The organism is Halomonas sp. DN3, from assembly GCF_024137905.1.
GTDB lineage: Bacteria > Pseudomonadota > Gammaproteobacteria > Pseudomonadales > Halomonadaceae > Halomonas > Halomonas litopenaei.
Genome location: NZ_CP099965.1, coordinates 4,375,842 through 4,398,534, shown reverse-complemented (window position 1 = coordinate 4,398,534; position 22,693 = coordinate 4,375,842). Strand labels below are relative to the sequence as shown.

18 protein-coding genes are annotated in these 22,693 nt (G+C 65.5%); 8 read left to right on the top strand and 10 right to left on the bottom strand.

The genetic code is table 11. The annotated features are described in order from the left end of the window. Positions 1-20: 20 nt before the first annotated feature. The 8 genes from NKF27_RS19045 to NKF27_RS19010 form a co-directional block, all read right to left on the bottom strand. Positions 21-1,337 (bottom strand): branched-chain amino acid ABC transporter permease, encoded by a 1,317-nt coding sequence (locus tag NKF27_RS19045; RefSeq protein WP_045992394.1) that lies wholly within the window; start codon positions 1,335-1,337, stop codon positions 21-23. Next, the gene (locus NKF27_RS19040) at positions 1,337-2,341 is read right to left on the bottom strand and encodes a branched-chain amino acid ABC transporter permease (RefSeq protein ID WP_045992393.1); all 1,005 of its coding nucleotides are present in this window, start codon (positions 2,339-2,341) and stop codon (positions 1,337-1,339) included. The genes NKF27_RS19045 and NKF27_RS19040 overlap by 1 nt, the downstream gene beginning before the upstream one ends. Before the next feature lie 28 nt (positions 2,342-2,369). Then, entirely contained in the window at positions 2,370-3,074 is a 705-nt protein-coding gene (locus NKF27_RS19035) for an ABC transporter ATP-binding protein (protein WP_045992392.1), read from the bottom strand. Between the two features lie 108 nt (positions 3,075-3,182). Beyond that, complete coding sequence (locus tag NKF27_RS19030) at positions 3,183-3,953, bottom strand: ABC transporter ATP-binding protein (protein WP_045992391.1); 771 nt, start codon at positions 3,951-3,953, stop codon at positions 3,183-3,185. A gap of 89 nt (positions 3,954-4,042) precedes the next feature. Beyond that, the gene (locus NKF27_RS19025; RefSeq protein ID WP_045992390.1) at positions 4,043-5,488 is read right to left on the bottom strand and encodes a sodium-dependent transporter; all 1,446 of its coding nucleotides are present in this window, start codon (positions 5,486-5,488) and stop codon (positions 4,043-4,045) included. 170 nt (positions 5,489-5,658) lie between these two features. Next, on the bottom strand, positions 5,659-5,964 hold the full coding sequence (locus NKF27_RS19020; protein ID WP_108132161.1) for a hypothetical protein: 306 nt from the start codon (positions 5,962-5,964) through the stop codon (positions 5,659-5,661). Between the two features lie 352 nt (positions 5,965-6,316). Beyond that, entirely contained in the window at positions 6,317-8,143 is a 1,827-nt protein-coding gene (gene typA, locus NKF27_RS19015; RefSeq protein WP_253554322.1) for a translational GTPase TypA, read from the bottom strand. A 166-nt stretch (positions 8,144-8,309) separates the two neighbouring features. Continuing rightward, entirely contained in the window at positions 8,310-8,840 is a 531-nt protein-coding gene (locus NKF27_RS19010; protein WP_253554320.1) for a glycosyltransferase family A protein, read from the bottom strand. 514 nt (positions 8,841-9,354) lie between these two features. Here NKF27_RS19010 and glnA point away from each other — a divergent pair. The 5 genes from glnA to NKF27_RS18985 all read left to right on the top strand — a co-directional run bounded on the left by glnA (position 9,355) and on the right by NKF27_RS18985 (position 15,461). Beyond that, a complete protein-coding gene (gene glnA, locus NKF27_RS19005; protein WP_253554318.1) occupies positions 9,355-10,761 on the top strand; it encodes a glutamate--ammonia ligase in 1,407 nt (468 codons plus the stop codon). Between the two features lie 151 nt (positions 10,762-10,912). After that, the gene (locus NKF27_RS19000; RefSeq protein WP_253554316.1) at positions 10,913-11,566 is read left to right on the top strand and encodes a DUF4124 domain-containing protein; all 654 of its coding nucleotides are present in this window, start codon (positions 10,913-10,915) and stop codon (positions 11,564-11,566) included. Between the two features lie 299 nt (positions 11,567-11,865). Further along, positions 11,866-12,915: a nitrogen regulation protein NR(II) gene (glnL, locus tag NKF27_RS18995; protein WP_253554315.1), complete on the top strand. Its 1,050-nt coding sequence runs from the start codon at positions 11,866-11,868 to the stop codon at positions 12,913-12,915. Continuing rightward, positions 12,908-14,323 carry a nitrogen regulation protein NR(I) gene (gene ntrC / locus NKF27_RS18990; RefSeq protein WP_253554314.1) on the top strand — a complete coding sequence of 472 codons (1,416 nt, stop codon included), beginning with the start codon at positions 12,908-12,910 and terminating at the stop codon, positions 14,321-14,323. Before glnL ends, ntrC begins: the two co-directional genes overlap by 8 nt. Before the next feature lie 169 nt (positions 14,324-14,492). Continuing rightward, a complete protein-coding gene (locus tag NKF27_RS18985) occupies positions 14,493-15,461 on the top strand; it encodes a hypothetical protein (RefSeq protein WP_253554313.1) in 969 nt (322 codons plus the stop codon). An 86-nt stretch (positions 15,462-15,547) separates the two neighbouring features. Here the strand turns inward: NKF27_RS18985 and NKF27_RS18980 are convergent, their stop codons facing one another. Together NKF27_RS18980 and NKF27_RS18975 are read right to left on the bottom strand one after the other, a co-directional pair. Beyond that, positions 15,548-17,365 (bottom strand): aminopeptidase P family protein, encoded by a 1,818-nt coding sequence (locus NKF27_RS18980; RefSeq protein WP_253554312.1) that lies wholly within the window; start codon positions 17,363-17,365, stop codon positions 15,548-15,550. A gap of 2 nt (positions 17,366-17,367) precedes the next feature. Then, positions 17,368-18,951: a peptide MFS transporter gene (locus NKF27_RS18975; RefSeq protein WP_045992381.1), complete on the bottom strand. Its 1,584-nt coding sequence runs from the start codon at positions 18,949-18,951 to the stop codon at positions 17,368-17,370. Positions 18,952-19,252: 301 nt separating this feature from the next. On the opposite strand from NKF27_RS18975, the gene NKF27_RS18970 reads away from it, so the two are divergent. From NKF27_RS18970 to NKF27_RS18960, 3 genes are all read left to right on the top strand, one after another. Beyond that, positions 19,253-20,209, top strand: coding sequence for a hydroxymethylglutaryl-CoA lyase (locus tag NKF27_RS18970; protein ID WP_253554310.1), 957 nt, complete (start codon positions 19,253-19,255; stop codon positions 20,207-20,209). A gap of 67 nt (positions 20,210-20,276) precedes the next feature. Next, entirely contained in the window at positions 20,277-21,530 is a 1,254-nt protein-coding gene (locus NKF27_RS18965) for a CaiB/BaiF CoA-transferase family protein (protein WP_253554298.1), read from the top strand. 175 nt (positions 21,531-21,705) lie between these two features. Further along, entirely contained in the window at positions 21,706-22,692 is a 987-nt protein-coding gene (locus NKF27_RS18960; protein ID WP_253554292.1) for a tripartite tricarboxylate transporter substrate binding protein, read from the top strand. The last annotated feature ends 1 nt before the right edge of the window (position 22,693 follow it).

Genomic DNA, 22,693 nt, shown 5'->3' with positions numbered 1-22,693 from the left:
GCGGTGTCGACGGACACGCCTCAGTCATGGTGCTTGACCTTCTCCGGCAGCAGCCCTTTGGGGGCGACGCGCAGCACCACCGTGATCAACAGCCCGATGACGAATACCCTGGCCTGCAGGGCTCGGCTTTCCAGGTTGCTGGGTAGCTCCCAGCCGAAGCTGGCCTGGCCGAAGTGGGCGATCAACTCCATCACGTAGAGCGCCAGCGGCTCTGACATGATCCAGATGATGTACACCGCCACCGCGCCGAACAGGGTACCGAGGTTGTTGCCCGGCCCACCCAGGATGACCATCACCAGCACCAGGAAGGTGTGGTTGAGCGGCAGGTAGCCGTTGGGGTCGAAGATGCTGTTGAAGCTGCCGAGTGCCGCGCCGCCGAGGCCCATCAGCACGCAGCCCAGCACGAATATCTCGAGCCGGCGGCGATTGATGTCCTTGCCCATGGCGGCAGACGACACCTCGTTGTCGCGAATCGCCCGGATCATGCGGCCCCAGGGGGCGTTGTAGGCTCGGTTGAGCAAAAAGAAGATGCCCAGGATCATCACCGCCGTCACCGACAGATAGAGCGCCCGCGCCAGGGTAAAGCCGACCTCGCCGGGATCGGGTACCGGCCACGGCAGCGGCGACACGGTGGCGGTGCCACGGGTCAGCCAGTCGGAGTTCTTGAGAAAGGCCTTGATGATCTCGGCGATGCCCAGGGTGGCGATGGCCAGATAGTCGCTGCGAAGCCCCAGGCAGACGTGGCCGATAAAGTAGCCGATACCGCCGGCCAGCGCTCCGCCGACCACCCAGCCGACCCACACCGGCAGGCCGAACCCGCCGATGAAGCCCATCTGGCTTTCGATGGCGTCGGTGACCTCACGCAGCTCGCTGATCACCACCATGTAGACGACGAGGCCGATCACCACGGTGATCAGGGTGCGCAGCCAGGACGGCACGCCCAGGCGAGTCATGCGCGACAGCGCGAATACCAGCGCGATACCGACGGCCAGATACCCCAGTACCTTGGCCAGCTCACCGGGCAGCGGGCTATCCCAGAAGGCCGGATTGACCGGCACGCTGAAGGTCATGGCGCAGAAGCCGCCGAGGGCGACGAAGCCCATGACGCCTGCGTTGAACTGGCCGGCGTAGCCCCACTGGATGGTCAGGCCCAGGGCCAGGATGGCGTAGCAGCTGGCTTCCACCAGCATGCGTGTCGAATAGGCCGAACCCATGGCCATGTAGACCGCGCCGACGGCGACGGCGAGGACCACCAGGAGGCTGAGTTCGCGCACCGGAAAGCGGCTCTGGGGCGCGGTGTTGGCGTCGTCGCGGCGATGAAAGTTGTTGGTCGTCATCAGATCACCTTGCCCTTGAAGATGCCGGTGGGGCGCCACACCAGGATGGCGACGAGGATGAAGAAGGGCACCACGATCTTGTACTCGGTGCCGACGAAGGCCAGGTTACTGGGCAGCTCGAGCCACTCGGGCAGGCTGTCGCTGAAGGGCCGCAGCAGCACCCGCCAGTTGAACACCGCCAGGGTCTCGGCGAAGCCCACCACGAAGCCGCCGGCGATGGCGCCGAAGGGGTGGCCGACACCGCCGACGATGGCGGCGGCGAAGATCGGCAGCAGCAGGTGGAAGCTCAGGTCCGGCTTGAACGTCACGTCCATCGACAACAGGGTGCCGGCGATGGCGGCCAGGCCACCGACGATCACCCAGGTCACGGCGACGATGGTGTTGGTGTTGATGCCCGACGCCCGGGCCAGGTCCGGGTTGTCGGACATGGCGCGCATGGCCTTGCCGAGCCGGGTGCGCGACAGAAACAGCTGCAGCCCGATCACCGCCACCAGGGTCAGCACGAACAGATAGATCTGCGGCTCGGTGATCACCACCGGCACCCGGGCGCCCTCGAAGGGCAGCGCCAGGCGGAAGATCTCCTTGCGGTCATCGACGTACAGGCTCTGGCCGCCGGTGCCCGAGAACAGCCGGATCAGGCCCTGCAGCATCAGGGTCACGCCGAGGGAGCCGATGACCATCACGATCGGCTTGACGCCGTGGGCACGCAGCGGCTTGTAGAAGGCCTTGTCGATGCCCACCGCCAGCGCCGCCGTCAGCACCATGGCCAGCGGCAGCATGACGATGGCGGTGGGCACACCGATGACGTCGCCGGCGTGGGGGAACAGCGTCGCCAGCAGCAGCACCATGAAGGCGCCGAAGGTCATCATGTCGGCGTGGGCGAAGTGGGCAAAGCGCATGATGCTGAAGACCAGCGTCACGCCCACCGCGCCGATGGCGTAGATCGACCCGGTGACGCTGCCGGCGATCAGCACGTTGTTGATGAAGAACACGAATTCGTTCAAGGCGATATCTCCGCGCTAGGACTCGGCGTCAGCCGCCGAGGAAGCTCTTGGCCACGTCAGGATCGGCAAGCAGCGCCTGCCCCGTGTCGGTGAAGCGGTTCTGGCCAGCGGCCAGCACGAAGCCCTTGTCGGCGATGGCCAGGGCCTGCTTGGCGTTCTGCTCCACCATCAGGATGCCGACGCCGGCGGCGTTGACCTCCTTGACCCGGTCGAAGATCTCGTACATGTACTTGGGCGACAGCCCTGCAGTCGGCTCGTCGAGCAGCAGTAGTTCGGGTTCGGCCATCAGCGCCCGGCCCATGGCCACCATCTGGCGCTGGCCACCGGACAGCTCGCCGGCGGGCTGATGACGCTTTTCGTGAAGGGGTGGGAAGAATTCGTAGACCTTGGACAGCATGCGTTTCACGTTGCCCGGCTTGAGGAAGGCCCCCATCTCGAGGTTTTCCTTGACCGTCAGGCTGGGAAAGACGTTGTGCTCCTGGGGCACGAAGCCCATGCCCAGTTCTACCAGGCGGTTGGTGGGCAGGTTCTGGATCGGTTCACCGCGCAGCAGGATATCGCCCTGGGTCACGTTCAACTGGCCGAAGATGGCCTTGAGCATGGTCGACTTGCCGGCGCCGTTGGGGCCGACGATGACGCCGATCTGGTCGGCCTCGATGGCCATGTCCACCCCGTTGAGGATGTTCATGCCGCCATAGCCGCCGTGCACCTCGCGTGCATCGAGTAGAGGCATAGTCCTGTTCTCTGCATAAGAGCGCCTGTCGCGCCCTGGTTGTTGTTATCGCCGCGCCTGCAACGGGAGGGTGCCCCGGGTGGCGCGGTGTCTGTTGCCGGGCCGCTGTCAGGCCGCGCCGGCGCCGAAATAGGCTTCGATGACCTCGGGGTTGTTCTGGATCTCCTCGATGGAGCCCTCGACCATCACCGAGCCCTGGGCCAGCACGATCACCGGATCGCACAGCCTGGCGATCATGTCCATGTCGTGCTCGATGACCAGGAAGGTGTAGCCGAACTCGCGGTTCATCCGTTCGATATTGCCGATCAGGTCCCCCAGCAGGGTGCGGTTGACCCCGGCGGCGATCTCGTCGAGCAGCACCACCCGAGCGTCGGTCATCATGGTGCGGCCGAGCTCCAGAAGCTTCTTCTGGCCACCGGAGAGGTTGCCTGCCAGCTCGTTGCGCACATGATTGAGGCCGATGAACTCGATCACCTCCTGGGCCCGGCGCTTGACCTCGGCCTCCTGTGCTCGCACCGCCTTCGGCGCGAACCAGGCCTTGGCCAGGGACTCGCCGGGCTGGTCCGGGGGCACCATCATCAGGTTTTCCAGGGCGGTGAGCTGGGAGAACTCGTGGGCGATCTGGAAGGTGCGCAACAGGCCCTTGTGAAACAGCTCGTTGGCCGGACGATTGGTGATGTCCTCGCCGTCCAGCAGGATCTGCCCGGAATCCAGCGGCAGGGCGCCTGCGATGATGTTGAACAGGGTCGACTTGCCCGCACCGTTGGGGCCGATCAGACCGGTGACGGAGCCTTCCTCGACCTGAATCGAACAGTCGTTGATGACGTGAAGGCCGCCGAAGGCCTTGTTGACGTGTCGTACATCGATGATGGCTGACATCTTGGGTCCCGCCGTGTTGTCTATTGTCGTTGTTGCGTTGGTGTTGGTGGTGTCGTTGCGGTCTTGATTGTCGGGCTTCCCGACGTCCCTCAGCCGCTGGCGGCGTGCTGCTCGGCCATCAGCCGGTAGGCGGCGAAGGCGCCTACCAGTACGCAGGCACCGATGGTCGGCAGCCAGTAGCCCTGGACATAGGGCAGGGCACGCAGAAAGACGAAGGCGACCCCGGTCGGCGCGATGAAGCGCACCAGAAACCGCCACAGCCTGAGCCAGCTGGAGCGCGTGTGCATTTCCTTCATCGATTCGGACTGGGTCAGCGACCAGCCAGCGAACAGCGCCACCAGCAGGCCGCACAGGGGCAGCGTGATGTGGGTCACCAGTTCCAGCACGGCGAAGGCGCTGCGGCCGAACACGTCATGCACGGGGCTGGCCTCGGCCCAGACGTTGAAACTCGCCACCGTGGCGAGCCCCAGCCCCCAGGCCAGCACCGACACCAGGGCCACCGCCAGTACGCGACTGAGGTCGAAGCGCTCGACCAGATAGGCCGCGACCGGCTCGATCAGCGAGATCGCCGAGCTGATCGCGGCCCCCAGTACCAGTACGAAGAAGATGGCGCCGACCAGCGAGCCTGAAGGCATCACCGAGAATGCCAGCGGAAGTGACACGAACATCAGCCCCGGCCCTTCGTCGGCGGCAAGTCCTGCGCCGAACACCAGGGCGAAGATCGCCAGCCCCGCGATTACCGCCACCAGGGTGTCGATCAGGGCGATGGCGAAGGCGGTCAGGGTCAGCGAGGTCTCGCTGGGCATGTAGGCGCCATAGGCCATGATCGCGCCCATCCCCAGACTCAGCGTGAAGAACGACTGCCCCATCGCCTCGAGCCAGCCTTCCAGGCTCAACTCGGACAGCGAGAAGGACAGCATGAAGCGACTGGCTGCCGCCATGTCGCCGCTGGTCGCGGCGTAGAACAGCACCACCAGCAGAATGACCAGCAGGGTCGGCATCAGGATGCGCAGGGCACTCTCCAGCCCACGATGGACACCCCGGGCGACGATGTAGGCGCAGATGGCGAGAAACAGCGTGTGGTAGAGCGTCAGCTTCAGCGGCGATGCGATCAGGTTGGCAAAGTTGTCGGCCAGCATGGCGGCGTCGGCGTCGCGCAGTGACCCGGTCAGCATCTCGCCAAGATAGTGCAGCGCCCAGCCGCTGATCACCGAGTAGAAGCTCAGGATCAGCAGCGCGGACAGGCCACCGAGCCAGCCGATGGTCTCCCAGGCGCGGGAGGTGCGATGACAACGGGTGAGAAAGCGCATGCCCATGATCGGGCAGCGCCGGCTGTTGCGCCCAAGCATGATCTCGGCGATCAAAATCGGGATGCCGACGGCAAAGACGCACAGCACGTAGACCAGCAGAAAGGCGCCACCACCGTGCTCGCCGGCCAGGTAGGGAAAGCGCCAGAGGTTACCCAGGCCCACCGCCGAGCCGACCGCGGCCAGCAGGAAGGTGCCTTTGTGGGTCCAGATGTTATCGCTGCTCATGGGGCTTCCGTCGACATGTCGGCGTCGAGACGCGGTAATGGCTGACCGGGCCGAGGCCCGGTCTGACATGTCAACTTTGCGATACAACCATGGCGCCTGACTAGGGGCGATGCGTTTAGCAGGCGTTGGCGGGACGGGTTTCCGTCACTGGCGGGTTCTGGAACTCGTCGTCAGCTGCTGGTATGGGGAGCCAGGGCGCGGTGATCGTCGCCAAGACGCACGGTATCGCCGATCGACAGGTCGCCGATATTCTTGGTGCGCTCGCCTGTGCGCACGGAGATCAGGGCGACCACGTCGCCGATGCTGGCGGTGTCGTCGTCGACCCTGGCTTCCACCCTGACCCTGACCGAATAGCCATGGTAGCGGCCGGCGATGATACTGCCGACGTGGGCGGTGGGGTATTCGTCGGGCTTGTCGGCGAAGTAGCGCTGAACGCTGTCAGCGCCGGGATCATCCCATTCGACGTGCTTGTGCATTCGCGTATCTCCTTGTTCGCGAAGGATGACGGTGCCCCATTAGCATAGACCGCAACTAGGGCGGTCGCCGTCTTCACCCCTAACGGTTATCAGTCTGCATCAATTGTGGCAGCGCTCGGCCCGGAAAGTTCCACTGAAGTCGCGCCATGGCCGCGCCTGGGCCTCGCCAAGCAGACGACGATGCCCGACGGCCACAAACGACGATGCCCGCCATTGAGAGCCGGGCATCGATATTGTCGATACCGCAAAACGACAATGCCCGCCATTGAGAGCCGGGCATCGATATTGTCGATACCGCAAAACAACGATGCCCGCCGGGAGGCGGGCATCGATGAAGCGAGAAACGCAGCGCTTACTTCTTGGAGGCGCGCTTGCGCTCGTTCTCGGTCAGGAACTTCTTGCGCAGACGAATATGGTTCGGGGTGATCTCGACCAGCTCGTCGTCATCGAGGAACTCGATGGCCTGTTCCAGGGTGAAGCGCACCGGCGGGGTCAGCACGATGTTCTCGTCGTTGCCGGAAGCGCGCATGTTGTCGAGCTTCTTGCCCTTGGTGGGGTTGACCACCATGTCGTTGGCGCGGTTGTTGATGCCGACCAGCATGCCTTCGTAGACCTCGGTGCCGTGGTCGATGATCAGCTTGCCGCGCTCCTGCAGGGCGTACAGGGCGTAGGCCAGGGCCTTGCCGGGAACCATCGACACCAGCACGCCGTTACGGCGCTCGATGGAGGCGTCGGGCTTGAGCGGGCCGTAGTGGTCGAAGCGGCTGGTCAGGATGCCGGTACCGGAGGTCAGGGTCAGGAACTGACCACGGAAGCCGATCAGGCCGCGCGCCGGGATGATGAAGTCCAGGCGGACCCGGCCCTTGCCGTCCGGGTTCATGTTCTTGAGCTCGCCCTTGCGGTAGCCGAGCTCTTCCATGATGGCGCCCTGGTGCTGCTCTTCGCAGTCGATGATGACTTCTTCGTAGGGCTCCTGCTTCTCGCCGTCGATCTCGCGGATGATGACCTCGGGACGACCCACGGCCAGCTCGAAGCCTTCACGACGCATGCTCTCGATCAGCACCGACAGGTGCAGCTCGCCGCGGCCGGAGACGATGAACTTCTCCGGGGACTCGCCTTGCTCGACACGCAGCGCCACGTTGTGGATCAGCTCCTGGTCGAGGCGATCGCGAATGTTGCGGCTGGTGACGAACTTGCCGTCCTTGCCGGCAAACGGTGAGTCGTTGACCTGGAAGGTCATGGACACGGTGGGCTCGTCGACGGTCAGTGCCGGCAGTGCCTCGACGGCGGCCGGATCACAGATGGTGTCGGAGATCGCCAGGTCGTCGATGCCGGTGATGCAGACGATGTCCCCGGCGGTGGCCTGCTCGGTCTGTACCCGCTCGAGACCCAGGTGGGTCATGACCTGGCCGACCTTGCCCTTGCGGGTCTGGCCTTCCTTGTTGATGACCACCACCTGCTGGTTGGGCGAGATGGCGCCGCGGGTGATGCGGCCAAGGCCGATGACGCCGACGTAGCTGGAGTAGTCGAGTGCCGAGATCTGCATCTGCAGCGGGCCGTCGAGTTCGACCTTGGGCGGCTCGACGATGTCGACGATGGACTGGAACATCGGCGTCATGTCGTCGGACAGCTGGTCAGGCTCGGGGCCGGCGATGCCGTTGAGGGCGGAGCAGTAGATGATCGGAAAGTCGAGCTGCTCGTCGCTGGCGCCGAGGTTGTCGAACAGATCGAAGATCTGGTCGATGACCCAGTCCGGGCGTGCGCCGGGGCGATCGATCTTGTTGACCACCACGATCGGCTTGAGGCCCTGATCGAAGGCCTTCTGGGTGACGAAGCGGGTCTGCGGCATGGGGCCGTCGACGGCGTCGACCAGCAGCAGTACCGAGTCCACCATCGACATCACGCGCTCGACCTCGCCGCCGAAGTCGGCGTGTCCAGGGGTGTCGACGATGTTGATGTGGTAGTCCTGTCCCTCGGGGGAGTTCCAGCGGATCGCCGTGTTCTTCGCCAGGATGGTGATACCGCGTTCCTTCTCCTGGTCATTGGAGTCCATGATGCGCTCCTGACCCTCGGCCTTGCGGTCCAGAGTGCCAGACTGACTCAACAGCTTGTCGACCAGGGTGGTTTTGCCGTGGTCGACGTGAGCGATGATGGCGATGTTGCGAAGATTCTCGATCACGACGGGATCCTGCTGGAAAAAGTGGGGCAGCATTATAGGGCCTGGGCGATGACAACGACCAGCCTTGTTGGCGCCAATCTCGGCATCGATCCTCAAGATGCTGAACTATCAAGCACCTGCGAGGCGAAAAAAGTAGGCGAAATCGGCAGAAAGGGCGATCTGACGCTCAGGCGCGCTGTACGACCATCTTGGCGCGACAGGCCTTGAGGCGAGTGGCGAGGTCCTCCACCGCGCTCAGGTCCAGCGACGGGTCGAAGCCTCCCAGTCGATCGAACCAGGTGCGTTCGACGCCCAGGGCTCGGGTCGGAGTCCGTCGCAGCAGGCTGAACAGCGACAGCGGACAGGGACGCGCGGGACGCACCACCGGGCGAGAATCATCGCAGGCGGCTGCCATCATTCGCTCGACCCAGTGGGTATCCAGGGGGCCGAGGCAGAAGCCGAGCATGTGTCCATTGCTGTGGGAGGCGGCCAGGTTGAGGCGACGCCCCATGGGGGCGGGCCGACTACGCACCTGACGATAGCCGACGGTGTTCTGTTCGCCCAGTTCGCCCAGTAGAGGTGGCGCCATATCGCCATCGTCGATGACGAGGATCTCGCCGCTTCCCTGGAAGAGGGCGACCTGCTGGCGTGCTTCCGCGAGCCGGCGAGGCAATTCCTTGCCGGTAAGGCGGGCATCAATGATCAAGCTGATTTTCACGACGACACTCCGAGGAGGGTGACGCCGGCCGGCAGGGGAGGCGGTCGGAGTCGAACGTAATAAAGTGTATCTTTGCGTTGCGAAAGGTTCCAGCGCCCACTGACACCTCGCGATCGCCCCGGCAGAGTTTATAGCTCCTGTCACAAAGTTCCAAAGTGGTGCGTTTCTGTATTTATTGCACTTTTGTGGTGCATTAAGTGGCGTCTGCTAAAGTCTGCATCCCTTTGTGCCCTAAGCTGGCGCAACCGAAGCGGTTTGATAAATAACCTATGAAACAATGTGTTGGAGTTTTTCTGGTCGATGCTGGTGCAATGCTGGCACGCAATCTGCATTGTGGTTGGCAGTGTCATCGTGTCGCGCACGTTGCCATGGGCAGTGTCCCGGGAGCGTGCTACAAAGGATCCCGGTACCCCTTTTGTTCCCTGGATCATCCCCCGTTTCAAACCGGTGACATGGGATTGGCGCCGTTGCGCAACGCTCGAGTCACGAGACAAGTTCCACTCTGGAGGACCACATGTCAGACAAGACCCTCGCCCTGATCAACGAACATGATGTGAAGTGGGTTGACCTGCGCTTCACCGATACCCGCGGCAAAGAGCAGCACGTCACCATTCCGGCCGCTGAGGTCGACGAAGAGTTCTTCGAGAATGGCCAGATGTTCGATGGCTCCTCCATCAACGGCTGGAAGGGCATCAACGAGTCCGACATGATCCTGCGTCCGGAGGACGGCACCGGCTTCCTCGACCCCTTCACCGAAGACGCCACCCTGATCCTGCGCTGCGACATCATCGAGCCGGCCACCATGCAGGGCTACGAGCGTGATCCGCGCTCCATCGCCAAGCGCGCCGAGGCCTACCTGCAGTCCTCTGGCCTGGGCGACACCGCCTTCTTCGGCCCCGAGCCCGAGTTCTTCATCTTCGACGAGGTGCACTGGAAGGCCGATATCGAAGGCGCCATGTACAAGATCAGCTCCGAAGAGGGTGCCTGGTCCACCGACCGCGCCGTCGAAGGTGGCAACCTGGGTCACCGTCCGCGGGTCAAGGGCGGCTACTTCCCGGTTCCGCCGGTGGACAGCTTCCATGACATGCGCGGTGCCATGTGCAACACCCTCGAGGCCATCGGCCAGAAGGTCGAGGTGCACCACCACGAGGTGTCCAACGCCGGCCAGAACGAGATCGGTGTTGCCTTCAACACCCTGGTCAAGAAGGCCGACGAAGTTCAAGAAATGAAGTACGTGATCCACAATGTGGCTCACGCCTACGGCAAGACCGCCACCTTCATGCCCAAGCCGCTGGTCGGCGACAACGGTAGCGGCATGCACGTCCACCAGTCGTTCTGGAAGGACGGTCAGAACCAGTTTGCCGGTGACGAGTACGCGGGTCTGTCCGAAATGGCGCTGTACTACATCGGCGGCATCATCAAGCACGCCCGCGCCCTGAACGCCTTCACCAACGCTTCTACCAACTCCTACAAGCGTCTGGTGCCGGGCTTCGAAGCGCCGGTCATGCTGGCCTACAGCGCCCGCAACCGTTCTGCGTCCATCCGTATCCCGTACACCGCAAGCCCGAAGGGCAAGCGTGTCGAGGCGCGTTTCCCCGACCCGACCGCCAACCCCTACCTGTGCTTCGCGGCGATGCTGATGGCCGGCATCGACGGCATCAAGAACAAGATTCATCCTGGCGACGCCATGGACAAGAACCTCTATGACCTGCCGCCGGAAGAAGGCAAGGCCATCCCGACCGTGGCCGAGAGCCTCGACCAGGCGCTGGCAGCCCTCGACGAGGGTCGCAGCTTCCTGACCGAAGGCGGCGTCTTCACCGATGACATGATCGATGCCTACATCGAGCTGAAGAACGAGGACGTCGAGCGTCTGCGCATGACGACCCACCCGATCGAGTTCGACATGTACTACAGCTGCTGATCGGCACAGCGCCTCGTGCGTTCCGTCGGCCCCGCGATCATCGCGGGGCCGATTTTTTTGCGCGGGCCTTGCGCCTGGGCAAGGGATCCCCTTGGCGCGGGTCGTGGCGGCCGTCATCCTCTTCAGGGGACGGTCGCTGAAGGCAATCACGATGATGCAGGGATGGACGGGCAGGGCAGGCCGGGTGTCGGGCGAGGGCGAAACTGCGCCGCTGATACGGTTGTTGCTGGTGGCGATTGCCTTGCTGGTATCGTCCGGGCTGGCATTGATCGTGGCCGAGGCGGTGCCCGCGAGTACGATCTATCGCAGCGTCGGTGCCGACGGCGTCGTGCGCTACAGCGACACGCCCTCGGCCGGCGCCCGTGAACTGGATCCGCCGCCGTTGTCCAGCGCCCCCGCGCTGGATGTGGCATCGCCCTCCAGGCCTGCGGCGCCTTCCGTTCCAGGTCCAGATGGCGACGCCGATGTCTTCCAGCCCCACGATGTCCTGGCCATCGCCTCCCCGGCGGATGACAGCGTGTTGCCCACTGGAGTCGGGGGACGGCTCAAGGTGCTGGCCGCAATCAGTCCCCCGCCGGCAACGGGGGACCGTCTCGGCTTGGAGGTCGACGGCGTGCTGGCCACCAGCGTCAGCGGCAGCGGTCCTCTGTGGCTCACCAATCTGGAGCGTGGTGAGCATCGCCTGGGACTGGTGGTGCTGGCCCCGTCGGGAGAGGTGCGTCAACGCAGTGCCGACATCGTCATCCATGTGCAGCGTGCCAGCCGCCTGCTTCCCGCCAACCCCCTTCGTCCTGCGCCGCCCTAGTCCGCGATCTCCGGGCCTTGTGCGGACAATGATCCAGACGAGACTGCCCTGCACCAGGTTGGTGCACTAAAATGGTGCGCAAGTGCGCCGGCGGTGACCCGCTTCCTCGACACGAGCACCGTGCTGGCGCTTGCGCGGCGGGAGTGTGCCACAGGCACCAAGGCTGGCCCGCTTCTTGCTTTGAATGTTGTTGTCTGACGCCTGCTCGAGGCCGAGACCTGAACCGCCATCATGGAATGCCGGCTTGGCTTCGTGGCGGCCTCTATCGAGCGGGCGCTTCGCCCCATCAGGATGGACCCATGACGCCTGGCATCATCGAACACCTCACAACTGCGGTCATGCTGCTCGACGGTGAGCTGCGACCGACCTGGATGAACCCGGCGGCCGAGACCCTGCTGGCGGTCAGCGCCAGTCGGGTTGCCGGCGTGGCGCTGACAGACTGGCTCAGCGGCGAGGATGATATCGCCGAGGTGCTGATACGTGCCCGGGATGGACAGCATCCCTATACCCAGCGGGAGGCGCGGCTGGTCCTCGCCGGCGGAGAGCCGCTGACGGTGGACTACACCGTGACGCCGCTGTCGCCCGACGAGCTGCTGCTGGAGATGGAGCCGCGGGATCGGCTGTTGCGAATTTCCCGCGAGGAAGCGCTGCAGTCGCGCCAGGAAACCATGAAGGTGCTGGCGCGGGGATTGGCTCACGAGGTCAAGAACCCCCTGGGGGGTATTCGTGGCGCGGCGCAACTGCTCGAGCGTGACCTGGAGCAGACGCCGGCGCTCAAGGAGTACACCCGGATCATCATCGAAGAGGTGGATCGACTCCGGGATCTGGTCGATTCCATGCTCGGGCCGAACCGGGTGAGTCGACGAGAGCCACTGAACATCCACCGGGTACTGGAACGTGTGCGCGCGCTGCTATTGGTCGAGCAGCCGAAAGTCAGCATCGAGCGCGACTATGATCCCAGCCTGCCGGAGCTGACCGGCGACGAAGCCCAGTTGATTCAGGCGGTGCTCAATGTGGCCCGCAACGCCGTCCAGGCGCTGGTCGAGTCCGAGACACCGAACCCGGTGATGACCCTGAGGACCCGCGCGCGCCGCCAGTTCACCCTGGGCGCCCAGCGCCATCGTCTGGTCTGCGACGTCAGCGTGATCGACAACGGCCCGGGCGTCCCCGAGACGCTACGCGAGACCCTGTTCTATCCGATGGTGTCCGGTCGTGCCGAGGGCAGTGGCCTGGGGCTGTCGATCGCCCAGTCGGTGTTGCACCAGCACGAAGGGCTGATCGAATGCGAGTCCGAGCCCGGACGTACCGAATTCCGTCTGTTGATTCCCCTGGAGATGAGTCATGACTGATACCGCTCGTGTAATGATCGTCGACGACGACCGGGCCATACGCTGGGTGCTCGAGCGCGCCCTGGCGCAGCCGGACCTTGAGGTCGAGGCGGTCGAGCGGGCCGACGGTATCCTCGATCGACTGCTGGCCGAGCCGCCCGACGTGCTGGTCACCGATATCCGCATGCCAGGCATCGACGGACTCGATCTGATGGCCAAGGTGCGCCAGGTGCACCCGGACCTGCCGGTCATCGTGATGACCGCCCATTCCGACCTGGACAGTGCGGTGGCTTCCTATCAGGGCGGAGCCTTCGAGTACCTGCCCAAGCCGTTCGACGTGGACGAGGCGCTGGCCCTGGTGCGACGCGCGGTGGCCCACGTGCGCGAGCGCCAGCGGCCGGTCAGCGTGCCCGAAGGACTCGACGCCGAGATCATCGGCGAGGCGCCGGCGATGCAGGAGGTGTTCCGGGCCATCGGGCGCCTGGCGCACTCGCATATCACGGTGTTGATCAACGGCGAGTCCGGGACCGGCAAGGAGCGTGTGGCGCGTGCGCTTCATCAGCACAGTCCCCGCGCCGCCAACCCCTTTATCGCCCTCAATATGGCGGCGATTCCCCGGGATCTGATCGAGTCGGAGCTGTTCGGCCACGAAAAGGGCGCCTTCACCGGCGCCAGCGCCAGTCGCCAGGGGCGCTTCGAGCAGGCCAACGGCGGCACCCTGTTCCTCGACGAGATCGGTGACATGCCCTCGGAGACCCAGACCCGACTGCTGCGGGTACTGGCCGACGGCGAGTTCTATCGGGTCGGTGGTCATACGCCGGTCAAGGTGGACGTGCGCATCATCGCCGCGACCCACCAGGACCTCGAGACGCTGGTCGCCGATGGCCGCTTCCGTGAGGACCTGTTCCACCGCCTCAATGTCATCCGCGTGCACCTGCCAAGGCTGTCCCAGCGGCGCGAGGATATTCCCCGGCTGGCGCGGCACTTCCTGGTCGAGGCGGCCAAGGAGCTGTCCACCGACGTCAAGGTGCTGACCCGCGAAGCCGAGGAGTTCCTGACCCGGGTGGACTGGCCAGGCAACGTGCGTCAGCTCGAGAACACCTGTCGCTGGCTGACGGTGATGGCCTCCGGGCGCGAGATCCTGGTCGAGGACCTGCCGCCGGAGCTGCGCGGCGGCGATGACAGCGCCGCCGGTGGTGACTGGCGTGAAGCCTTCCGCGCCTGGGCCGACAGCGCCCTGGCCTCGGGCCACACCCACCTGCTCGAAGAGGCGGTGCCGGACTTCGAGCGCATCCTCATCGAGACCGCGCTCAAGCACACCGCCGGACGCAAGGGCGAGGCCGCCGAGCTGCTGGGCTGGGGGCGCAATACCTTGACCCGCAAGCTGAAGGTGCTGCTGCCATCGCTGGCGGAAGACCAGGAGGCCTGAGCGGACATGGGGCGGCAAGACCGGGGGGCGACGGTTTAACCAGCCTGCCCGGACCGGTCTACCCCAAGGGGCATATCATCAGCCTGTTATCGGTGGCCTAGAGTGGTGGCGACGTTGCACCGCTACTCTCGGCGTCGGGGGTAGCGTCACGATTCTGAGGCCTACCCCCATGAACCTTTCACGCTCTCGTCGGCTTGGCCTGGTGGCCATGTCGCTGGTTTTCATCTCGAGCCTCTCGCTTGCCCAGGAACGGTCCGCGCCACGCACCGTACCGGCCAACAGCGAGCCCGCTGCCAGCAGCGAGGATCTTGCTGCCATCGCCAAGGAAACCACCAACCCGGTGGGGTCGGCCTGGATGCTGTGGATGCAGAACGACTACACCCACCTTGACGGCGATGACTTCGACGGTCGCTGGTCCAATTCCTTCAAGTTCCAGCCGGTCATGTCGTTTCCCTTCGAGATGGCCGACGACAACTGGAACCTGGTGGTGCGCCCGGTGTTCCAGTACAACTCGAGTCCGATGGACGAGAGCTTCGGCACCCTGGCCCGGGGTGGCAGTCCGCTGGAGATCGATCCCGACGAGTGGAGCCGCAACGCCCCCCATCGCGGGCGTACCGAGGGGCTGGGCGACACCGCCCTGGTGACCTTGATGGGCCCCGCGCGCAAGGATGGCGTCATCTGGGGCCTGGGGATGACCCAGATCTTCCCCACCGCAGAACATGATGTACTTGGCCAGGGCAAGTTCCAGGCCGGTCCGGCGGCCTTGATCGCGCGCCTGGCGCCCAACCCCGGCGGCTGGAACATGGGCCTGCTGGCCCAGCACTGGTGGTCCTACGCCGGAGAGGATGACCGCGAGCACACCAGCCAGACCGATCTGCAGTACTTTCTCAACTACCGGCTCAGCGGCACCGAGCTGGTGGGCATGACACCCAATGTGCGCATCAACTGGGAAGCCGACAGCGGCGAGAAGGTCAACTTCCCGGTCGGCCTGGGCTATTCCAACGTGGTCCGCATGGGCAGCACCCCGGTGCGCCTGGCCGCCGAGATCCAGCACAGCGTGATCCGCGGCGACGAGTGGGATGCGGACTGGAACTTCCGTGTGATGTTCATCCCGGTGGTCAAGAGCCCGTTCATGTAACGCGGATGTCGTCTACTGATCAGACGCAAAGGGGCCCCGCCATGGCGGGGCCCCTTTGCGTCTGCGGCCGACCAGCCGGCCCGTGATCAGGCAAGCGTCAGCGCTTCGGTACGCGCTTCGAGCCAGGCCAGCGCCTGACCATCGAGCCTCGGTGCCAGCCGGCGCCGGACCTCGTCGTGGTAGGCATTGAGCCAGTCGATCTCGGCCTGATCCAGGGCGAACAGGTTCAGGCAGCGGGTGTCGATGGGACACAGGGTCAGGCTCTCGAACTCGAGGAAGTCGCCAAAGTCACTGGGCGCCGCGGCGCGGTTGGCCACCAGATTTTCGATGCGCACCCCCCACTGGCCGGGGCGGTACACCCCAGGCTCGTTGGAGGTAATCATGCCTTCGCGCATGGCGGTATGTTCGGCAACCGAGGCGCCCGAGCTGATCACCTGGGGGCCTTCGTGGACGTTGAGGAAGTAGCCCACACCGTGGCCGGTACCGTGACCGTAGTCGCGCCCGGTGGCCCACAGCGGTGCCCGCGCCAGGGCGTCCAGCCGCGAGGCGGCGATGCCCTCGGGGAAGCGTGCCCGCGACAGTGCAATCATGCCCTTGAGCACCAGGGTGCAGTCTTCGCGCTGAGCCTCACTGACCGTGCCGACCGGGACCATGCGGGTGATATCGGTGGTGCCGCCTCGGTACTGGCCGCCGGAGTCGATCAGCAACAGGCCGTCGCCTTCGATCACCGAATGGGCCTCCTGGGTCGCGCGGTAGTGGGGCAGGGCACCGTTGGCGTTGAAGGCGGCGATGGTATTGAAGCTTTCGCAGACGAAGTCCTCGTCCTTGGCGCGTTCCTCGTACAGGCGGGCCTCGACGTCCAGCTCGGTGACCCGTTCGCCGGCGGCGAAGGCGGCCTCCAGCCAGGCGAAGAAGCGACACAGGGCCGCGCCGTCGGCTTCCATGGCCTGACGCACGAAGCCGAGCTCGTGGGCTGTCTTGATGCCCTTGGCCAGGGTGCTGGGCTGGAAGGCTTCGACCACGGTCATCTCGTCCGGCAGGGCCTGGCGGGTCCCCAGGGTCAGCCGGGCCGGATCGATCAGCACCCGTTCGTCCCGCGGCAGGGCGGACAGCCGCGCTGCCCAGTCGGCGTAGTCGGCCACCTCGACGCCATCGGACTTTAGTGCTTCAACCAGCTCGGGAGCGAGCTTGCCCGGTGCCACGAACAGGGTAGCGGTGGCGCGACCGATCAGCAGGTGGGACAGGAACACCGGATTGTAGCCCACGTCGGCACCGCGCAGGGTGGTCAGCCAGGCGATGTCGTCCAGCGTCGACACCAGATGCCAGTCGGCGTGGTGCTCGGCCATGGCCGCGCGTACCCGGTCCAGGCGCTGGCGGCGGGTCTCGTCCAGATAGCGGCTGGCGTGGGGTTCGATGGCCCCGCTCGGCAAGCTCGGGCGATCGCGCCAGATCTCGTCGAGCAGGTCGCTGTCGCCGCGCAGGACGACGCCCCGTTCACCCAGGATGTCCTCGAACTGGCGGCCGTGGGCCAGGGACACCACCTGGGCGTCGTAGCCCAGGGTATCGCCGGCCTCGAGGCGCTCGGCCAGCCACTGCATCGGTGCGCTGGCCTGGCCCTGGGTCAGCTTCATCATGCTGATGCCGGTGCCGGCGAGTTGCGCCTCGGCCTGCACGAAGTAGCGGCTGTCGACCCACAGGCCGGCCTCGTCCTGGGTCACCACCAGGGTACCCACCGAACCGTCGAAGCCGGACAGCCACTCGCGTCCGGCCCAGTGCTCGGGCAGGTATTCGCTGTTGTGCGGATCGCTGGACGGTAGCCACCAGGCATCGATGGCGTGGCGGCGCATCGCCTCGCGCAGATCGCTCAAGCGTTGGCGAGCGGTATCGGCACTGGCTGAGGTCATGCTCAGACTCCTGTTCTGACAATGGCTTCGGCGTCCGCGCGGTGGGCGGCCGCCGGATCGATAAGACGGTGATGCTTCAGCATGCGCTTGAACACCGGTACGAGCAACAACAGCACCCCGGCGAAGATCACCAGAGCGATGGCCGACCGCCCGAACAGTTCCGGCAACTGCTGAAGCTCCTCGGCGTTGACGTGACCGCCGATCAAGCCAGCCACCAGGTTGCCGAGGGCGGCGCCGGTGAACCACAGGCCCATCAACTGGCCCTGGGTGCGGCGTGGCGACAGCCCCGACATGGTGGACAGCCCCACCGGCGACAGGCACAGCTCGCCCAGGGTCAACAGCAGCATGCTGCCGACGATCCACCAGGGGGATACCAGCCCTGTGCCTGTCAGTACCTGTTGCGCCGCCAGCACCATCAGGCCGAAGCCGCAGGCCGCGAGCAACAGGCCGAGGACGAACTTCATCGGGCTACCCGGTTCCAGTCGGCGACGACCGAGCGCCGGCCACAGCCAGCCGAACAGCGGGCCCAGCAGCACGATAAACACCGGGTTCAATGACTGGAACCACAGGGTGGGGACTTCCCAGCCCATCACGTTGCGGTCGGTGTAGTTGGCCGCGAACAGGTTGTAGGAGGTGGGTTGCTGCTCGAAGGCGGCCCAGAAGAAGGCGGCGGCGACGATCAGCACAAAGCAGATGGTCACGCGAATACGCTCGTCACCGCTGAGTCCGGAGAACAGCATCAGGTAGGCAAAGAAGCCCAGCGAGGCAACGATCAGCACGCTGGTCATGGCCTCGGCCACCGCGCGGGCGTCGATGGTCACCACGCCGGTGGCGACCAGCGCCACCAGGGCGGCGATCAGAGCCAGGCACAGCGACACGACGGGGCCGACGTGACGACGGCGCTGGGCCGGGGCGTCCCAGGTGGAGGCGCGGCCGCGCTCGGCGTCGGCGCGCTGCATGGCGGGCACCGCCCACAGGCGAAACAGCAGCAGTGCGATCAGCATGCCAAGGCCGCCCATGGCGAAGCCCCAGTGCCAGCCCAACGAGTCCATCAGCAGCCCGGTGAACAACGGCGCGAACAGGCTGCCGATGTTGATGCCCATGTAGAAGATGGCGAAGCCGCCGTCGCGGCGTACATCGCTTTCGTCATACAGGCTGCCGACCATCACCGAGATGCAGGTCTTGAATAGCCCGGTGCCGAGCACGATGAAGATCAGCCCGACGAAGAAGGCGACGGCACCGAGCAGGGCCGACAGCGCGATGGACAGATGACCGAAGGCGATCAGGATGGAGCCGTACCACACCGCCCGGCGCTGGCCGAGCCAGTTGTCGGCAAGCCAGCCGCCGGGCAGCGCGGCCAGATAGATGGCACCACCGTAGATGCCGACGATGGCGGCGGCGGTCTTGGGGTCGAAGCCGAGCCCGCCGTCGAACAGCGAGGCGGCGATGAACAGCACCAGCATGGGGCGAATGCCGTAGAACGAAAAGCGCTCCCACATCTCGGTGAAGAACAGTGGCCCCAGGGCGCGGGGGTGACCAAAGAAGCCCTTGTCGGCGGCCGAGCCGTCGGAGGAAGTGGATTGCATGAAACCAGGCCTTTTCAGGGTGGGAAGGCGAACGTCGACGCCTCTACATCAAGCGCCCCGGGACGGAGGCGGCATGCGAACAGAAAAACGTGTGAAGAACACGATAGTGTGCGAGTCCGCAACAAAAATTGCTGTGGATCACGATTTGGGCGGTGAATTCTATGGAAATCACCGGTCAAGGGGAATACCTCTGCGGTCTGGCACCGTCAGCGTACGGACGTCTCAGCGAAAAGGCGTATGTCCAACATGAGCCAATAGCCTCTATATTGGTGAAATATCGACTTTTAGGGACTTCTTCGCCATGACGTCATCGCCGCCCCAGCGAGCACCTGCCAGGATCGAACTGACCGAAGTGGGGCTTCGTGATGGCCTGCAGAACGAGGCGCGGGTGCTGTCCACCGAGCACAAGCTCGAATTGCTGCACGGGCTTCACCGGGCCGGACTCAGGCGCTTCGAGCTGACGTCTTTCGTCAGTCCCCGGGCGGTACCGGCGCTGGCCGACGCCGCGGAACTGGTGGCCGCCGCCAAGGGGTTGGCGGATGCCCGCTTCAGCGCCCTGGTGCCCAACCTGCGCGGTGCCGAGCGCGCACTGGAGGTGGGCATCGATCGGGTGGTGCTGTTCGTGTCCGCCTCCGAGACCCACAACGCGCGCAACGTCAATCGCTCGATCGACGCCTCCCTGGCCGGTTTCGCCGATATCGTCGAGCGCCTGTCGGGCAGCGGTATCGAGGTACAGGGCGCCATCGCCACGGCCTTCGGCTGTCCCTTCGAGGGTGACCTGCCGGCCGGGCGCATCGGTGAGCTGGCGCGTCGCCTCGGCGAGCTGGGTATCGATGACCTCACCCTTGGCGATACCACCGGCATGGCCACCCCCGCCGTGGTCTCGCGGGTGGTGGGTGAGATCGCCGAACAGGCCCCCGCGGCGCGGCCGATCCTGCACTTTCACAATACCCGGGGTCTGGCGTTGGCCAACGTCATGCAGGGGCTGTCGCTTGGCGTCACGCGCTACGAAAGTGCGGTCGGTGGTCTCGGCGGCTGTCCCTTCGCCCCCGGTGCCAGCGGCAATCTGGCCACCGAGGAGCTGATCTACCTGCTCGAGGAGCTGGGGCATGACACCGGCGTCTCGCTGGAGTCCTTGATCGAGGTGGCGGGGCTTGCCGCGCGGCGACTGGAACGTGCGCCGGGCTCTCAGCTGGCCCGAGCCGGCACTCGGCTCAGGCTGCATCGACCCGATGCGGTGCCCACCGCGAAGGGCTGAGTCAGATCCCTGAACCTGGCAAGACCAGACGACACCACCACAGACATACCGACGGATACGCAAACCTATGGATGCTAGCCCCGGCAGGGATGACAGCGACGACCCGCGGCCATCGACCCAGGACGCCACCGGCCTTGCCCCGGGCAGCCTGGCCGGCATACGTGTGATCGATCTGACCCGGGTGATCTCCGGCCCCTTCGCCAGCCAGATGCTGGGGGATCACGGCGCCGAGGTGATCAAGATCGAGACCCCGGGGGAGGGCGACGTAGTCCGCCGCCAGGGCAATATGGTCAACGGCTTCAGCGCCTACTTTGCCCAGTTCAACCGCAACAAGCGCTCGATCACCCTCAATCTGCGCGAGCCCGAAGGGCGTCAGATCCTGAACCGTCTGCTCGAGGACGCCGACGTGCTGGTGGAGAACTTCCGCCCCGGGGTGCTGGCCAAGATGGGACTCGACGACGACACCCTGAGGCAGCGCTTCCCGCGCCTGGTGGTGGGGCGGATCAATGGCTTCGGATCCACCGGGCCCTACCGCGACCGACCCGCCTACGATTTTGTCGCCCAGGCCATGAGCGGCTTCATGGGCGTCAACGGGGCCGAGGGGGGCGAGCCGATGCGCGCCGCGCCACCGATCAGCGACATGGTGGCGAGCCTCAACCTGGCCTTCGGGGTCAGCGCGGCACTGGTGCGTCGCGAGCGTACCGGCCAGGGCGAGATTCTCGAGACCGCCCTGACCAACGGCCTGGTGGCGATGCTGGGCTATCTGGCGGCGGAGTACTTCGCCACCGGCGAGGTCCCCCGGCGTACCGGCAATGACCATCCCATGCTCTACCCCTACGGCCTGTTCGAGGCCAGCGATGGCGAGGTCGCCATCGCCCCCAGCAGCGAGACCATGGTGCGTCGTCTGCTGGAGGCGCTGGGTCGTGTCGATCTGCTCGAGCAGCCGCGCTTCGCCAACAACGCCCAGCGCATGGCGCACCGCGAGGCGCTGCGCGAGATCCTCAACGAGGTGACGCGCCGGCGCAGTGTGGACGACTGGATCGAACACCTGAACACCGCCGGCGTGCCCTGTGGCCGAGTGCAGGATCTGCGCGAGACCTTCGATGACCCCCAGATCATCGACCAGCGCATGCGCCTGACCCTGGATCAGGGCGAGGCCGGACAGATCGCTACCACCGGCTTTCCGGTGAAGATGCGCGAGGCCCCGGCGATGATCCAGCGACCGGCGCCACAGCTTGGCGAGCATACCGACGAGGTACTGGCCGAACTCGGCTTCGGTGCCGACGAGTGTCGGGCGCTGCGCCAGCGCGGGATCGTCTAGGCTGGGTGGCGGTCCCCGCCGGACAACGCCAGGCGGGTGGCCGCGCAAGATGGCGACTCGACAACCGCCAGGCAATCCGCCAGATGGCCGGTGCCGGCTGGTGACAACGATGCAGGACCGCAGGACCGCAACACCCACAACGAAAACGCCAACAACGAAAAACAAGGAGCCTTCCATGCCCTCGACTCTGACCACTCGCCTCGGCCTGCCGCTGCTCGCGCTCGGCCTCGGTGTCTCGACCTCGGCCAGCGCCCTGCCCATCGACGAGTGCATCGCCCCGGCCGACCCCGGTGGCGGCTGGGACTTCACCTGCCGCAGCGTCGGCAAGCTGCTCGCCGACCTGGAACTGACCGACGGCTCGGTGCAGGTCACCAACATGCCCGGCGGTGTCGGCGCGGTGGCCTTCTCCAACGTGGCCTCCAAGCGTGCCGATGACAGCAACCTGATCGTCGCCACCAGCACCGTGGGCATGACCCAGATTGCCCAGGGTCGCTATCCCGGGGGTGCCGAGACCATGCGCTGGCTGGGCATGCTCGGTACCGACGTCGGCGTCATCCTGGTCGACGACGAGAGCGAGTACGAGTCCCTCGAGCAACTGCTGGAGGCGATCGTCGCCGATCCGACCTCGGTGGCCATGGCCGGCTCCAGCGGTGCCGGTGGCTGGGATCACATTCGGGCATTGATGCTGGCCAAGGCCGCGGGCCTGCCCGGCGACCAGGTCGGCGCCCTGCGTTGGGTGCAGTTCGACGGCGGCGGCCCCGCGGTAACCCAGATGATGGGCAACCACGTGGACGTGGTTTCCACCGACCTGGGCGAGGTCGCCGGCTTCATCGAGTCCGGTGACGTGCGGGTACTGGCGGTGATGTCGGACGATCCGCTGCCCGAGCCCTTCGACGAGCTGCCCACCGCGGTCAGCCAGGGCTATGACGTCACCGGCTACAACTGGCGCGGCTTCTACACCGGCGGCGAGGTCTCCGACGAGGACTACGCCAGCATGGTCGAAGACCTCGAGACCCTTTACGCCAGCGACGAGTGGAAGGACGTGGCAGCCCAGAATGGCCTGGTGCCGCTGTGGCGTGGCGGTGACGACTTCTCGAGCTTCGTCGAGGAATCCATCCAGCGCGTCGAGGCCATCTCGCGCGAGATCGGGGTTATTCAATGAG

Bases quoted from the DNA above. Each gene is read 5' to 3' on its own strand.
- NKF27_RS19045 (WP_045992394.1), bottom strand. From the start codon at position 1,337: ATGACGACCAACAACTTTCATCGCCGCGACGACGCCAACACCGCGCCC.
- NKF27_RS19035 (WP_045992392.1), bottom strand. From the start codon at position 3,074: ATGCCTCTACTCGATGCACGCGAGGTGCACGGCGGCTATGGCGGCATG.
- NKF27_RS19030 (WP_045992391.1), bottom strand. From the start codon at position 3,953: ATGTCAGCCATCATCGATGTACGACACGTCAACAAGGCCTTCGGCGGC.
- NKF27_RS19025 (WP_045992390.1), bottom strand. From the start codon at position 5,488: ATGAGCAGCGATAACATCTGGACCCACAAAGGCACCTTCCTGCTGGCC.
- NKF27_RS19020 (WP_108132161.1), bottom strand. From the start codon at position 5,964: ATGCACAAGCACGTCGAATGGGATGATCCCGGCGCTGACAGCGTTCAG.
- glnA (WP_253554318.1), top strand. From the start codon at position 9,355: ATGTCAGACAAGACCCTCGCCCTGATCAACGAACATGATGTGAAGTGG.
- NKF27_RS19000 (WP_253554316.1), top strand. From the start codon at position 10,913: ATGATGCAGGGATGGACGGGCAGGGCAGGCCGGGTGTCGGGCGAGGGC.
- glnL (WP_253554315.1), top strand. From the start codon at position 11,866: ATGACGCCTGGCATCATCGAACACCTCACAACTGCGGTCATGCTGCTC.
- ntrC (WP_253554314.1), top strand. From the start codon at position 12,908: ATGACTGATACCGCTCGTGTAATGATCGTCGACGACGACCGGGCCATA.
- NKF27_RS18985 (WP_253554313.1), top strand. From the start codon at position 14,493: ATGAACCTTTCACGCTCTCGTCGGCTTGGCCTGGTGGCCATGTCGCTG.
- NKF27_RS18980 (WP_253554312.1), bottom strand. From the start codon at position 17,365: ATGACCTCAGCCAGTGCCGATACCGCTCGCCAACGCTTGAGCGATCTG.
- NKF27_RS18975 (WP_045992381.1), bottom strand. From the start codon at position 18,951: ATGCAATCCACTTCCTCCGACGGCTCGGCCGCCGACAAGGGCTTCTTT.
- NKF27_RS18970 (WP_253554310.1), top strand. From the start codon at position 19,253: ATGACGTCATCGCCGCCCCAGCGAGCACCTGCCAGGATCGAACTGACC.
- NKF27_RS18965 (WP_253554298.1), top strand. From the start codon at position 20,277: ATGGATGCTAGCCCCGGCAGGGATGACAGCGACGACCCGCGGCCATCG.
- NKF27_RS18960 (WP_253554292.1), top strand. From the start codon at position 21,706: ATGCCCTCGACTCTGACCACTCGCCTCGGCCTGCCGCTGCTCGCGCTC.